We start from the raw sequence: 12,594 nt of genomic DNA on the forward strand, positions 1-12,594 counted from the left end.
GGCCATTAGGCCCCCCGGCCTCGACGGATTCGGCGAACGCGAAAATCGCCGGAAGCCTTGCATCGGTCAGCAACTTGGCGATCAAAGCGCTGTTTTGAAAAGTTTCAGGGGAGTCGAACTGAGATCACAAATCGCAACGAGGCGGGGAAATTAGTTCCCTCCTGCGGATCATGGGTAGAGCGAAGCGAAACCTATCAACTTTGTTCTTTTAGTCAGAGCGCACCCGATTTGCTTGGTAATGGCTCGGCCCGTCAGGTGAGGTTTCGCAAGAGCTCAACCGATCGTACGAGCTAATTTGGTTGTGAGGGATGCCGCCATCTGGGCCGAAATCATTTCGGGTACAGCCCCGCGATCACCTTCGGGCCTCATGATTTTCCAGCAGTTCCCTGCATGATGTGAGCTGCCGCACACGCCCCGGAACCAGCCAGCGCTTAAACTCCACGTAGACAGGAATCCGAAAGCGGACGTTCTCATTCCTGGCGGATGCATCTTGGTGGGATGGCGTTGTGGCCTATACCCGGCTCAGAGGGGCGCTTCCATGAAACGCATCGGACGTTTCGGTGCAGCAGTCGGCTTCGTTCTGCTTAGCGGCTCTGCCTATTTCGTCGTTAGTTGGCCGAGTGTGCCACCAGAGGCGATCCAATCTTCGGTCATTCACAGACCAGAACTGATCGACCGCGCATGGCGACTTCCGGTCGCCACTAAGTTCAACACGGAAATCACTTGGCAATCGAATAGCTCGCGCTGTGGTCCAGCCAGCATCGCGAACACGTTTCGCTCGCTCGGCGAGCAAAAGACTACCGAGGCTCAGGTGCTTGAAGGGACAGGTAAGTGTTGGACAGGCATCTGCTTCATGGGGCTTACGCTTGATGAGCTTGCTAACGTCGCGCGAACTAATACCCATCGGAAGGTCACCGTCCTTCGGAATCTGACACGCGAGGAATTCCGCGAGCATATGAAACGGAGCAACGATCCCGGCCGCCGATACATTATCAATTTTTCCCGAGGCAAGATCTTTGGCGGCGGTGTGGGCCACTTTTCGCCGATCGGCGGGTACTTCGAAGCCGAGAATTTGGTGTTCGTCCTTGATGTAAATGAGCGCTACAAGCCTTGGCTGATCCAGCGACAGCGGCTGTTCTCTGCGATGGACACCTTCGACGGCGACCAAAAGCGCGGTCTACTCCTAATTGAAGACAATTAACACGACGTCCGCGTAGGTGTTCACCACCAACTGGTCGGCTGAGGGTCAGACGCGTCGTCATAAAACTCGGCGAGAAGGTCTGCCTGTCGGCAACGAGCAGACGAGGGACCACTAGCGAACGAATGTTCCGCAGCATAAACTGGCAACACAGCCCTCCAGAGGCTGGACATAAATTTGGGGAGAACGTCAAGATGTCCCGTAACCATGCCATAGGATTATCTTTTGCGGCCGCCATGTTGCTCAGTACCAGCTTTAGTACTGGGCACGCGAAGCCATTTATGATCGTGGGGCTTGACGAGAAGCTTCTGTGGGACGACAGCGGCAAACCCGTTCTCTCAGCAGCCGGCAAGGATCAGGTTCTCATCGTCGATCTCGCTTCTCCTGAAACCCCCAAGATCGTTGCTGCCTTGCCGCTGAAGAACTCGGTGGTCGGACCGCCAGTGAACGTTGCAATCGATCCCAGCGGAACGATCGCGCTGGTCGCCGACTCCGTCGATGTCGTCAAGGACGGAGCGGCGCTGAAACAGATGCTCGACAATAAGATCTACGTCGTAGACTTACAGGCCAATCCGCCCAAGCTGGCCGCGACGCTCATTGGCGGGACGCAGCCATCCGGACTCAGTTTCAGTCCTGATGGCAAGATGGCGCTCGTGGCCAATCGCGGAGACAATTCGATCAGCGTCCTCTCCGTGAATGGCACGGACGTGAAGATTACGGACACTGTTGCGATGCCGGACAGTCCGTCGCACGTGACGTTCACCCCGGATGGTAAGCGAGCCCTGGTCGCCCGCTTTCCTGCTCACAAGATCTCAATGCTGGACATCGCAGGCGACAAGGTGACGTACAACAAGATTGACCTGCCGGCCGGCCAGTGGCCCTACAATGTCGCGACCACACCCGGCGGGAAAATCGCGCTGACCTCGGACAACGGCAACGCAGGTGCCTCCGATGGAAGCGTGGACACCACGAGCGTCATCGATCTGGAGAGCAATCCCCCGCGCATCATTGATCGCGTGGTGGTGGGCGACGGTCCCGAGGGTCTTGCAATCAGTCCCAAGGGCGACGTCGCGGTTGCCGTGATTCTGCGCGGCTCCAACATGAAGAACGCATACTTCTACGAAAAGAATGGCAGCATCGCGGTGCTGAAGATTGATGGGAAGAAAGTGAGCAAGATCCAAGATATCGAGGTCGGTGGGCTGCCGGAGGCAGCGGTATTCACTCCTGACGGCAAATATCTTCTCGTCGGCAACTATCTGACACAGGACTTCTCGGTACTTAAGGTAGATGGCACGAACGTAACGGATACGGGCAAGCACTTCCAGGTGCCGGGACATCCCGCCTCGGCCAGGATGGGGCCGTAGCTCGTCTTGTACCCATTGTTCTAGCGCTCAGAAGTGGAAGGCCCGCTCCAAATCGGGCCTTCATTCTGTAATCGGAAGATTGGTAATTGCCTTTCAGTGGCCGGGCCAAGACGGCGAACGGCGCCACATGCTTGCCCCATGACCGCTACGGCTAGCTAACGGGCTGCCTTTGCGAATAGGTTGGCGCCACGTCCGCTATACTCCAGATAGCCGTGGAGCTACTGCAGTACCATAGTCGCGGATGGTGAGCGCGCAGACGCGTTCAAGGAGCATTGGTTTGGAGTGGCTGGCCTTTGTTGCTGTATTGGAAACCGAGAGCCTTCGCTGGCTGCGTTGAGTCGCGCGTTTCTAAAGGGCTCGCCCGCCTTGAAGGTCTACGGCAGATCGACAACAAGGCCGCTCACGAAGCTGCGGCTGAGTTCGAGAAGGAGCAGCGTCGGCGCGAGGCCGAGCGGCGCAAGGAGGAGGTCGCGCTCGAGCGGGACCGCGCCCGGCGCGAGAATGCCGTCGCCAAAGCGCAGGCCGATTTCGAGAAGGCCAGGCGGGAGCACGAGGCGAAGGCGGCCAAGATCGAACCGAGCGGGCTGCCCTCGACAAGCGGGCGGAGGCCGAGGATGCCAGTTGGGAAAAGCGGAGACGAAAGCTGCAGGCGGCTCTCAGGCGGGCGCGCGCCTAGATGCCCAATCCTCGACGCTCTTTCCGGAACGCCGAGGCGCTCGTCTGTCCGCTCCGCCCCGAAGGGAGCGGCGGCCCTACAGGCCGGCGTAGTAGTCGTTCACCACTCTCGCCCGCCCCGGGTCGTCCCAATTCCACTCGTTGTCGTTGCCGTAGTGCGGCGCTCCTTGCAGCCTGTCGGCGCTGAGGTTGGTCCGATACCCGCCGAGGTTGGTGTCGTACTTCAGGGACGGCCAGGGCAGCGGATAGTGATCGTCGCCGATCCCCAAGAAGCCGCCGAAGCCGAGGACTGCATACGACACTTGGCCGCTGACCTTGTCGATCATCACGCGCTCGATCGAGCCGATCTTCTGGTCGCCGGCGCCGTACACCGCGGTGCCCTCGACCTTGTCGCTGCCGATCAACGTTCCTGTTTCACGCCTTTCCGTTTCCATCGTCATCCTCCTCTTGGATCGAGATCGATACGAGTCAACCGTGGGCGGCCGAGGCTCGTTCCTCAACGCTATCCGGGTCGACGTAAAAAGCGGAACGTACGGCTGCCGCGGCAATTGGTCCGAGGATTCAAATTCGGAGAACCGTCATGAAAGCCATGCTAGCCGCCGCCGCTCTCGCCATTGCGCTCGTCTCCTCCGGAGCCGCCGATGCCAAAGGATGCATCAAGGGCGCCATAGTGGGCGGCGTCGCCGGCCACATGGCCGGGCACGGCAAGCTTGGCGCTGCGGCCGGCTGCGTCATCGGCCATCACGAGGCGAACAAGTCGGATCCCAACAAGGCCAACGCTCAGCAGCAGCCGGCCGGCCCGAAGTAATCGTCCAGCGCGTTCCGCGCGGCTGGTGTTTGCGCTGGCGAGAACTGAGGCGGCTTTACGACTTGTCGACGCCACGCCGCGGCAATCGCCGCCGCGGCAGTCGAACCACTTGAATGCCGTTCAGCGAGACCTTCGGGCGCTCGATGCGCCGTTTGCGCCATGCCGACGCTTCGTCCCGCAGCTTCGTCGCCAGCCCGGCTTCTTCACGCAACTCGCCGACATCCGACGTGCGCATGTCTCCTCCTCGAGAGCTTGGGCCGTCGACTTCGACTTGGCCCGTCGAGCAGGCAATACCCGGGATGGCTGAGGTTCCGGGCTGCTGCCGGGCGGGCAGGCTGCGGCGCGGGAACAGCCTTACTCGCGCGCCGTTGCTAATTGCGCAGGGCGACACGGACGACTTGATGCTCGAGACGGACACCCTGCTTGTGAAGTGCCCCCAATGCGGCGCCTGGCCGATGGCGTCCAACCTTCCGAAGACGACGTGGCCAAGTGCCACGATCGAATTCAGGTGTCCGCGCTGCGACCATCATGAGGCCGGCCATCTCCAGCGCGCTCGACACGCTCCGCAAGACGCGATGGACGAGAGGCATCGATGAAGATCCGATCGCATCCCGAAACGGTGGAAGCTCCGCTGCAGTCGCTCTTTGTCGCGTTTCTGCTCGGCATTTGGTTTGCACGTCGCCGGTAGAGGGCTGCCAACGAGCATGCGACCGCCGGCTCGGGGCGGGACAGCGAAGCGCCCGCGATACCGTTGATCTGGCGCAAGAGTCCGGCGTCGAGGTTGTCGATCTTGTGGACGTGACAAAGTCTGATGAACAGGACCAGTCCAGCAAAACCTCGGATTCCAGGCCCTCCCGCCTGGAGGAGGCGCGCCGGGCCGCGCAGGAGTACATCGAGGACCTCCGGGAGATCCTCAGGAAGCTTCGCGCGCGTCTCTTAAATTGAGTCCGGGGCCGCGGATTAACCAACCCAATTTCAGATCCAAAAATTCGTGCTTCGCCCCTTGGGCTTCTCAGCAGGATCAAGATCGGCGCCAATCCGCAAGGACGCCCGGCACGCAAGAAGGACCCCAACCAGGGACCGCTTACCGATCAGGAGCGCCAGAGCTTTAGTGCTCACCGATTCTGTCAGGAAATGTCTCGATCGCCCGATTTTTCTGGCATTGCCGAATTGTCACGCTGAAATCTGTAAGCTTTCATTTTGTCAGGTTCCGGTGAGAAATCTTGATTTTCAGGCTTCGGCTTAAGCGTTGCCTGTGCCTCTCTCCTCACCTTTCAGGCCGGTAAGCCGACCCGCGGCCCCAACGCCGAGTTCGAGCAGGGCCACCGGGGCACGACCGCTCGCGAGCTGACGACCAACTCCCTGCACATAGCGTTGCGCTGGGCCGCCGTGATAACGGCCTACCTCCTACCAACCAGAAAAAGTCGGCCCGAGAGGAAATTTCGACGAGAGCCAGGCCGTCACGCGATTGACCTCGACGAGGCGATTGCTGCGGTGGTAGGTGGGCCTGAACGCTACAAGCTGGACGGCTGTCTGTTCGGCGCATCGGGTAAGCCTGTTGCGACGCGTGCGAAGGCCATAGGCTCAAACTTGAGGAGGCCCTACGCCGACGAGCAGAGGGCGACGCCAATATAGCTCTCAGGGCTCGTAAGACCGATGCCATGTGGGAAATCGAATCCTTGAATTCTCGTCACTCGATCCAAGAGACCAACATGAGGCCCCGGCTTACCGGGAGCGGCGCCGCGGCCCCGTGATACGCCGGCTGCGCACCGAGGAGCCGGATCCGGACAAGCGCGAGCAGGCGCGGCGACGCAAAGAGTACCGGTCCGGACCGCAGGCCACCCTCGTGCTCGGCGCGAGGATTCGCCGATCAATACCGCGGGGCGGTCATAAAAGACCGATGCTGCGCGATGGCCGTATCAAGAGGACAAGAGCTTGTTCACGCCGGGATCCGACGGCCTGTCCGCGATGCAGACAATTTGTCGGCGCCCTCGGCGAGGTCAGCGACTCGAACGTACTCGCACCGCTCCGCCACATTCGCGACCGCTCGAACACTCTCCGATCGAGTTACCGTGTCCCACCCTCCGGCGCGGGCCTGCGAGACTCGCGCGGCAACCTCGTTCGCGGGTCATATGGGCGGTGACGCAGCTCGGAAGAAGGCCGCGTCCTTGACAAGCATCCGCAATTTTCCCTGGGGACAAATTCCTGAACGACGCATCTTGAGAGCTTAGCTTCCCACTGCGATTTGCCCGCCACTTTTGATCCGGTCATGCTGATGTGTCGGCCGCCGACCAGACTAACCCGGCGGTCCCGAAGCCGGATGTGCTCGCGGGCAAAGTGCTCGGCGAAGGAAGGGGCAAGCTATGATCCAGCGTGAGGAATTGCGGGAGCAGTCAGTCTTCAACAGCATCAAAGGGATCTTGATCGATCCCAAGATGAAATCGGTCGTCAGAATCGACATCAGCAAGCATGCGCGGCTGAGCGCCTATTTCGGAGAAAAGCCGAGGGTTGCCATGAAACTTCCGAAGGGCGATGTCTTGTTTGCGGGAGTCGAACAGCGTGCGGAGGCGTTCATCATCGGAGGATCTCGGCCGATCGCCGGACCTGGTCTGATCGTCGGCCGGCGCACCGGACCGGGAGAGCGGGGTCCGGCGCGCGTTCGCCTCGCCGATGTGGTCACGATGGTTCGGTGGACGACCGTCGATCTGCCTCCCAAGCCGCCCGTCACCGTACGAGCGATTGTGATCGATCCGGAGCATGGTCTCATCGAGGAAGTTGTGATCGTCCCAAACAAGCTTGCATTGGTGGGCCTGTTGGGCGGCGAGATCGGCTCGTACATGCGCGTTCCGGGGAACGACCATGTCCTTTCGCCTGCGATCGGCCCGGAAACGTCGTGGTGCTGGCGAAAGGACGATCTGACTTTCCGCTCCAGGAGCCTGATAGTCGGTCACGATTCAGAGACCGACTATTTTGCCGACGTGGTGACGTCCGTCGAGAACCTGCGGACCAGCGTCGAATTCCGGGCGCCCGACGAAAGTTGCTGGATGAGCTATGCCGACCGGAACGCCAGGCCAATCTGACGCCCGCAGCTTAGGCCGTGCGGCCGGACTCAAAGCACTCCGAACTTGGGGCCGTTGGCGATGTAAACACATGGTAACCAGGAAGACCGCGGCGCGCTGCATGCTGAGGTCGCCGCTTCGCAAGGCGGCCGACGAAGTGAGCGAGATGGCGGAGATGATTGCTGAGCTCAGAGGAGTGATAGATGGGTAAGCCGCGCACCTATTCGTGCTGGGACACATCAGTAAAGATCCAGGACGCTGGTCACGGGCTAGGCGTCTACGGGAACACCTACGAAGTCTTCCCGGGCGGCGGTTACAAGCGCACCGGCCACGCGATCATGATCCATATGACGCCGGGCGTTCGGTTCCTGATCAAAGAGGTCGATGCAGCGATTGCCGAGGCTGATCGCCGCGTGGCGAGCGGGTCTGACATGTAAATCGGCGCCGGACATTGGTCCCTCAAACTCGCCGGTAAGTAGAGCTCCCCACGCGGCGAGTGTCTCCGCTGCGGGACCAAAGACAACACCAGCTACCGGTCGCCGCCGCGGGATCAGACTGCTAAATCTCTAGCAACGCAGCCGCCACCCGGATCCGAAAACCCGATGTGCTGGTGTGGACGGCCTCTCATCCCCACGGTCCTATGGCGCTGTCAGCGTCACAGCTAGATGAGAGGAAAGTCTGATGAATCTTCCTGTTCGCATCGGTATGGACACTTCCAAGTCGGTTTTCCAGCTTCATGGTGTTGATGATAATGAGGTGGTGGTGGTCCGCCGCCAGTTCCGGCGAGCCGAGATGATCCGCTACTTCGAGCGGCTTCCACCGGTTCTCGTCGCCATCGAGTCCTGCGGCAGCTCGCATCATTGGGCGCGCCTGCTGCAGTCGTTCGGTCACGAGGTGAAGCTGATCCCCCCTCAGTACGTGAAGGCTTACGTGAAGCGCGGCAAGAACGACGCGGCCGATGCCGAAGCGCTGTGCGAGGCGGTCACCCGGCCGAGTATGCGGTTTGTACCGGTCAAATCGAAGGAACGGCAAGCGGCCTGCATGTTAATGACTGTGCGGGAACGCCTGGTCAGCGTGAAGTCGCAGCTTTCCAATGCCTTCAGGAGCTATGCGGCTGAATTTGGCATCGTCGGCCCCGCCGGTCGGCAGAATGTCGCGCAACTTATCAAACGGGTACTCGAGGATGACAGCTTGCCGGAAATGGCAAAGGATCTCTTCCGACTCCAAGCAGAGGAATATGCTGCGGTCGAAGCCCGCCTGGCAAAGATCGAAGCCAAGCTGATGAGGTGGCACCGCGACGATGATGTCAGCAGGCGGATCGCGACGATTCCCGGCGTCGGTCCGATTGGGTCGTCCATGCTAAGCATGAAAGCGCCGCCGCCCGAGACCTTCAGATCGGGTCGCGACTTTGCGGCGTGGCTCGGGCTGACACCTAAGGATCATTCAACTGGCGGCCGGCAAAGGCTCGGCGGCATTACAAAGGCTGGAGATTCTATACTGCGATCGACGTTGATCGTCGGTGCGACCGCACTGCTGAGGCATATTCGAAAGGGCCGTCATAGGCCCACACCATGGCTCGCTTCGCTGCTGGAGCGAAAGCCGCCAAAGTTGGTCGCGGTGGCCTTGGCCAACAAGTTTGCCCGCATCGCTTGGCGCTTGATGATATCGGGCGGCGTGTACAAGCAGCCGGTAGCCGTCATGCCGACTTGATCTGAAATCGGCCCGCGAGCAGGTTGCTAGGCGGATTGCCCACGAACTTGCAGGACACAGTAGATGGAAGGACCGATCGGTCGATACGCGCGAGCTTCCGAAGATTACACTGGCAACAAGAATGTCGCCCATGTGCTTGGAGCGCGCGTAGCGAACACCATCTCGGCCAGCGGGCTTTGTCCGCGCAAACAGGCCGGACATCTGATAGCAAGCGATCTGGCCAAAAGTCTGCTACAATCCTGACAAGTGGGGGCAACCTCTACAGCATCACGACCAACCAGGCCGCCATCAGCTCGCTTTTCCGCGTCGTCAACCGGTACGTGGGCAACCTCGCGCCGATGACCGGCCTCTTTCCCGACTACATGGCGCCGATCGTCCGGAACGGCGCCGACGGCCGCGAACTCGCGACCGCGCGCTGGGGCATGCCGTCCTCGAGCCAAGCCCTCCTCCAGGCAACCAAGAAGCGCGCCGAGAAACTGCAGGCGAAAGGCAAGACCGTCGATTTCAAGGAATTGCTCCGGATGGAGCCGGACGGAGGCACGACCAACATCCGCAACGTGAAGAGCAAACACTGGACGCGCTGGCTCGGCGTCGAGAATAGATGCTTGGTGCCGTTCAATTCATTCAGCGAGTTCAACAAGACCGAGGGCGGGGACATCTGGTTCGCCCTCGACGAAAGCCGTCCGCTCGCATGCTTCGCCGGCATCTGGGCCAACTGGACATCCGTCCGGAAGGTCAAGGAAGGCGAGACCACCAACGACCTCTACGCCTTCCTGACGACGGAGGCGAACGCCGAAGTCTTCCCCATCCATCCGAAGGCAATGCCGGTGATCCTCACGACGCCGGAAGAGGTCGAGACCTGGTTGACCGCGCCGGCCGACGAGGCGCTGCGGCTGCAGCGGCCGCTTCCGAACGGGACGTTGAAGATCGTCGCACGGGGCGTGAAAGAGGATCCGGACAGCCAGGCTGCTTGAAGCGGAAGCGCAGCCCGGCATCCGGACCAGAGACTGGATAACTGTGCGTCTCGGCTCTACTTCACCATCCCGAACGGGTCCGCGACCGCTTGGCCGCCAACGCGGTTCCAGAAGTTGTTCACCGCAAAACCGTACTCGGGCAGGTTTTTGACGAACGGTTCGAACATCGCCTGGCCGGATGGCAGCTTCCAATCCGCCTGGAGTTCACACGCGAGGGCGAACGTCGAACAAAGCTCCGCGCCGGCCGCGGCCATGCGAGCGCTCGCCGCGTCCACCTCGTACTTGCTCCAGGCCCCACAAGCATCGATGACGGGGTAGACGCTATACCCGTCGTTGAGCATCGAGAGCGTCGGCATGAGGCAGCACGTCCCGATCGTCACCGCAGCGATGATGACGTGACGGCGAGCAGTACGTTCCGAAATGGCCTCGATCGCCTTGCGGAAGGTGGGGTCCTCGTAGCAGTTGATGATGCCCGTGCGCCGGTAGATCGGATGATCCGGGAAGATCTCCTTCAGTTCGGGCAGGGTGTCCTCGTTCTGCCATTGGGCGTTCGAGGTCGTGAGGAGAGTGGGGATGCCCAAGGCCTTCGCTGTACGGGCGAGACCGATGACGTTGCCGACGAGTTGTCCCAACGATTGCGTGTCGCGCATGCCGAGCATCAGACCCATCTGGTGATCGACCAGCAGGACGATGCTGTTCTGGGGCGTCGGCTTGTCGTAGCCCCGCCTGCCGGCTGCTCTCGCGTCCTCAAACTTCACCTTAGTCGGCAACACCGCGTCCGTGGTCGGACTGAAGATGTCGGCTGGGCGGCGGATCGTGTCGGTCATCTTTCGGCTCCTCGTCTATTGAAGCATGCATCGCTGCAGGATTGCCGCGGCTCTCATGGCAGGAATTCATGACTTTTGAGGGCTTAGCGCAATCTGCGATTACGCAGCATCGTCGTGCGTTATCTCGGCGGTGCGTGCCGAACGGCCTTGTGCAAGCATTGCCTATCTTCAAGAGCGAGGGTGGATGGCCGTCGGAGCGATCGTCATCGTCGCCGCATCGGGGCCGGCATGAGTCTCGCCGAGCTTCCCTTCATTTCCTTGACCAGATGGTCGAGCACAAGACGGATCCGACGGACGTCTCGCGTGTCCCGATGCACGCCGAGCCAAAGTCCGCGCACCACTCTTCCGCCCGGAGCGCTCAATTCGACCAACTCGTCGCCTTCCATGGCGAGATAGCAAGGCAGGAAGGCGATCCCGTAGCCGGTTTGCACCGCGTGCACATGGACATCGCGACTGTTGCTTCGCAACGCCACCGCCGCGCGCGGAGCAACCTGCGCAAGTCGCTTGGCTTCGGGCATGAGCCCCAGATCCTGCTGTAGCGCGATCACTACGTGGCCGGCACAGCCATCCTTGAAATCCGGCATCCCATGCCTTTGCAGATAGCTTTTGCTTGCGTACAGGCCAAACGCCATGTCGGCGACATGCCTCACCACAACCTCGTGCTGCTCGAACTCGGCCAGCCTGATCGCTATGTCAGCCTCCCGCCTCGACAGTGAAAGTGATCTGTTATCGGCGATGAGTTCGATCTGAAGTTCGGGCTGGCGCTGGGCGAGCTTCTGCAGCATCGGGATGACCATCTTCGCACCGAAGGAGTCGACTGTCGTTATCCTGACCTCGCCGGCGATGCGCTCGTCTTCCCCCGTGATGGCCCGTTGCACCGACAGCGCCTCGATCTCGATGCGTTCGACACTCGCGAGCACCCGCTTCCCGGCTTGAGTCAGAACGAAGCCTTCGGGCGTTTTCTGAAGCAGACGCACACCGGCCTGCGCGTGCAAGGCTTCGATCCGCCTACCCATAGTCGTTTGTGTGACGCGGAGCGCGCGAGCGGCTGCCGATAGGTTGCCGTGGCGGGCAACCATGAGAAAGCTTTGCAGGTGATCCCAATCCAACATCAGGTTATGCTCCGCGGTATCCGATTTTCTTGGGCACGGTAAGCAGAACGGCCGTGCAACGGAAGTTCGCCCAAATGGTCGTCGTTGTCCGATGGCCTCCAGCCGGTATCAACGGTGGTCGGGGGGCCCTTGAGCAATCGGCGAACGAGTCACGCCCTACAAAGTCGCCGTGGGCCACTTCCAGACGGCGCCTCTTCGAATCGTCGCCCGCGGCGCAAAGGAAGACCCCGCGTCGACGACATAGTGTTCTGCACAGGCTCTGCGGAACAGGTGGACAAGCCGAAGCTCTGCCGATTGCGAATCCCTGACCCGTGCTAACCGCCCGGAACGAGCGAGAGGGCCGAAGGATTCGTCCCGGCAGGAGCGGTCGCGATATCGATGCTGATGACGAAGGAACGACGACCCGCGATCCGGACGCCGCGCGGCTGGGCCATCTCGGTCCTCAACGAGGCCGGCGCCATCCGCGAGTGCGAGGAGCACGGCTGGGCGCAGGACCGCGCCGACCCCCATGCCCGAGAGCGCGCATTCGAAATCGCCAGGCAGGATCCGCCGCCCGGGGTCTCTCCGGACGAAGCCGTCGCGGAGCTCCGCGGTTTACTGAATTCGATCGGCGATACCTGTCCGGAGTGTCAGGCCGAGACGGACTAAATCGCCTCTTCCGTCACCCGTACTCGCGGCGAGGCGGCACCGGCACGCGGGTGAGTTCGATCCACGCCAGTACGGCGTCGATCCATCTCTGCCGTTCGGCTCCATCGGCTTCGGCGGCGAGCTTCATGAGCCGCAAACGCCTCGCGCTCGGGATCGTACTCGACGTCCATGGCTGAAATATAATCGCGGATCGTAAAACGATCACGCAGCGAGGCGACC

The 12,594-nt window shown here is 61.1% G+C and carries 13 protein-coding genes; 8 read left to right on the plus strand and 5 right to left on the minus strand.

All coding sequences use genetic code 11. The features are described from left to right. The first annotated feature begins 538 nt into the window (after nucleotides 1–538). Together AAFG16_RS09300 and AAFG16_RS09305 are read left to right on the plus strand one after the other, a co-directional pair. Complete coding sequence (locus tag AAFG16_RS09300; protein WP_342738908.1) at nucleotides 539–1,201, plus strand: phytochelatin synthase family protein; 663 nt, start codon at nucleotides 539–541, stop codon at nucleotides 1,199–1,201. Nucleotides 1,202–1,392: 191 nt separating this feature from the next. Next, entirely contained in the window at nucleotides 1,393–2,562 is a 1,170-nt protein-coding gene (locus AAFG16_RS09305; RefSeq protein ID WP_342738909.1) for a beta-propeller fold lactonase family protein, read from the plus strand. Between the two features lie 374 nt (nucleotides 2,563–2,936). Here AAFG16_RS09305 and AAFG16_RS09310 read toward each other — a convergent pair whose 3' ends face one another. Continuing rightward, nucleotides 2,937–3,113, minus strand: coding sequence for a hypothetical protein (locus AAFG16_RS09310; protein ID WP_342738910.1), 177 nt, complete (start codon nucleotides 3,111–3,113; stop codon nucleotides 2,937–2,939). Nucleotides 3,114–3,314: 201 nt separating this feature from the next. Further along, nucleotides 3,315–3,671 (minus strand): PRC-barrel domain-containing protein, encoded by a 357-nt coding sequence (locus AAFG16_RS09315; protein WP_342738911.1) that lies wholly within the window; start codon nucleotides 3,669–3,671, stop codon nucleotides 3,315–3,317. A gap of 146 nt (nucleotides 3,672–3,817) precedes the next feature. Here AAFG16_RS09315 and AAFG16_RS09320 point away from each other — a divergent pair, with 146 nt between their 5' ends. Continuing rightward, nucleotides 3,818–4,045: a hypothetical protein gene (locus tag AAFG16_RS09320; RefSeq protein WP_342738912.1), complete on the plus strand. Its 228-nt coding sequence runs from the start codon at nucleotides 3,818–3,820 to the stop codon at nucleotides 4,043–4,045. A 55-nt stretch (nucleotides 4,046–4,100) separates the two neighbouring features. Here AAFG16_RS09320 and AAFG16_RS09325 read toward each other — a convergent pair whose 3' ends face one another. Next, nucleotides 4,101–4,280, minus strand: coding sequence for a hypothetical protein (locus AAFG16_RS09325; RefSeq protein ID WP_342738913.1), 180 nt, complete (start codon nucleotides 4,278–4,280; stop codon nucleotides 4,101–4,103). 2,128 nt (nucleotides 4,281–6,408) lie between these two features. On the opposite strand from AAFG16_RS09325, the gene AAFG16_RS09330 reads away from it, so the two are divergent. The 4 genes from AAFG16_RS09330 to AAFG16_RS09345 all read left to right on the plus strand — a co-directional run bounded on the left by AAFG16_RS09330 (nucleotide 6,409) and on the right by AAFG16_RS09345 (nucleotide 9,788). Further along, nucleotides 6,409–7,125, plus strand: coding sequence for a hypothetical protein (locus AAFG16_RS09330; protein WP_342738914.1), 717 nt, complete (start codon nucleotides 6,409–6,411; stop codon nucleotides 7,123–7,125). A gap of 182 nt (nucleotides 7,126–7,307) precedes the next feature. Continuing rightward, a complete protein-coding gene (locus AAFG16_RS09335; RefSeq protein ID WP_342738915.1) occupies nucleotides 7,308–7,541 on the plus strand; it encodes a hypothetical protein in 234 nt (77 codons plus the stop codon). Between the two features lie 244 nt (nucleotides 7,542–7,785). Beyond that, nucleotides 7,786–8,814, plus strand: a complete 1,029-nt coding sequence (locus tag AAFG16_RS09340; RefSeq protein WP_342738916.1) for an IS110 family transposase — start codon at nucleotides 7,786–7,788, stop codon at nucleotides 8,812–8,814. Between the two features lie 239 nt (nucleotides 8,815–9,053). Further along, nucleotides 9,054–9,788, plus strand: a complete 735-nt coding sequence (locus AAFG16_RS09345) for an SOS response-associated peptidase family protein (protein WP_342740879.1) — start codon at nucleotides 9,054–9,056, stop codon at nucleotides 9,786–9,788. Nucleotides 9,789–9,844: 56 nt separating this feature from the next. Here the strand turns inward: AAFG16_RS09345 and AAFG16_RS09350 are convergent, their stop codons facing one another. Both AAFG16_RS09350 and AAFG16_RS09355 read right to left on the minus strand, forming a co-directional pair. Then, nucleotides 9,845–10,615 carry an isochorismatase family protein gene (locus AAFG16_RS09350; RefSeq protein WP_342738917.1) on the minus strand — a complete coding sequence of 257 codons (771 nt, stop codon included), beginning with the start codon at nucleotides 10,613–10,615 and terminating at the stop codon, nucleotides 9,845–9,847. A gap of 203 nt (nucleotides 10,616–10,818) precedes the next feature. Continuing rightward, nucleotides 10,819–11,727, minus strand: a complete 909-nt coding sequence (locus tag AAFG16_RS09355) for a LysR family transcriptional regulator (RefSeq protein WP_342738918.1) — start codon at nucleotides 11,725–11,727, stop codon at nucleotides 10,819–10,821. Nucleotides 11,728–12,105: 378 nt separating this feature from the next. Between AAFG16_RS09355 and AAFG16_RS09360 the strand changes: the two genes are divergently transcribed. Continuing rightward, on the plus strand, nucleotides 12,106–12,375 hold the full coding sequence (locus AAFG16_RS09360) for a hypothetical protein (RefSeq protein ID WP_342738919.1): 270 nt from the start codon (nucleotides 12,106–12,108) through the stop codon (nucleotides 12,373–12,375). The last annotated feature ends 219 nt before the right edge of the window (nucleotides 12,376–12,594 follow it).

Origin of the sequence: Bradyrhizobium sp. B117, assembly GCF_038969555.1 — a bacterium.
In the GTDB taxonomy this organism is placed as follows: Bacteria; Pseudomonadota; Alphaproteobacteria; order Rhizobiales; family Xanthobacteraceae; genus Bradyrhizobium.